The following is an 809-nucleotide window of genomic DNA, read 5'->3' as shown; positions in this document are numbered from 1 at the left end:
CCCGCTGCAGCGAACTCGAACTCTCCCGGCAAGCCGGGATCACCCGCACGACACTGCGGCGCTTACTGGGCAAAGACGCAACCACACACGACAGAAGAGGAACCGCGTGAGAGCACCAGCCAAGTACCGCGGCCGTACAATGAAGGCTGCACAGCAACGGAAGGGAAGCACGGTGGCACATCACATTTCTCCTGCCGAGAAGCAGCGCCGCCAGGACAGTGTTGCCGCAGCTATTCACTCGGCCTGGCTTGAAGGTGCTGAGGTATCGCAGGAAACCCAGGACGACATGCAGGAGTATGTCGAAGGCGGAATCACTGTGGAAGAGGGACTGGCCCGGCTGCGCGAACGGATTGACCGGCACGTGCGGGAGCGCCGCAACACGGTCGCATGACCAGCAGCAACCAAGACCCGTATATAGACCCCGCCTCTGGCATTCTCCGGAACAAGCTTCGCGCGGTCACGCGTGAGGAACTGAAAACCTGGGAAGCAGGGGCGGTCGCGTGGCGGGCACTGCAGCTTGACGAGCAGCCAATCACGGGACGCTACGACTTCGCTCACCTCAAAGCCATCCATCACCACTTGTTTCAGGACGTCTACGACTGGGCCGGGCAGACACGCACAGTCAACATCTCCAAGGGCGAGTGGTTCTTCCCGCACCACCGCATAGACATGGGCGCTGCCAACATCTTCGCAGAGCTGGTGCGCCAGAACTATCTCAAAGGTCTTGAGCCGGACCTCTTCATTCGTAGGCTGGCAGCCACATTCGACCAGATCAATCACCTGCACCCATTCAGAGAAGGTAACGGCCG

2 protein-coding genes are annotated in these 809 nt (G+C 60.4%); both read left to right on the top strand.

The features are described 5' to 3' along the window. Positions 1 to 172: 172 nt before the first annotated feature. Entirely contained in the window at positions 173 to 391 is a 219-nt protein-coding gene (locus ONR57_RS20350) for an antitoxin VbhA family protein (protein ID WP_265125535.1), read from the top strand. Further along, positions 388 to 809 (top strand): Fic family protein (locus ONR57_RS20345; RefSeq protein WP_265125536.1); only part of this gene is annotated, 422 nt, incomplete at its 3' end. The genes ONR57_RS20350 and ONR57_RS20345, both read left to right, overlap by 4 nt.

Origin of the sequence: Hoyosella sp. YIM 151337 (assembly GCF_026041215.1) — a bacterium.
Taxonomy (GTDB): domain Bacteria; phylum Actinomycetota; class Actinomycetes; order Mycobacteriales; family Mycobacteriaceae; genus Hoyosella.
The sequence above is the reverse complement of the archived record's forward strand: the minus strand, read 5'-3'. Positions and strand labels throughout refer to the sequence as shown.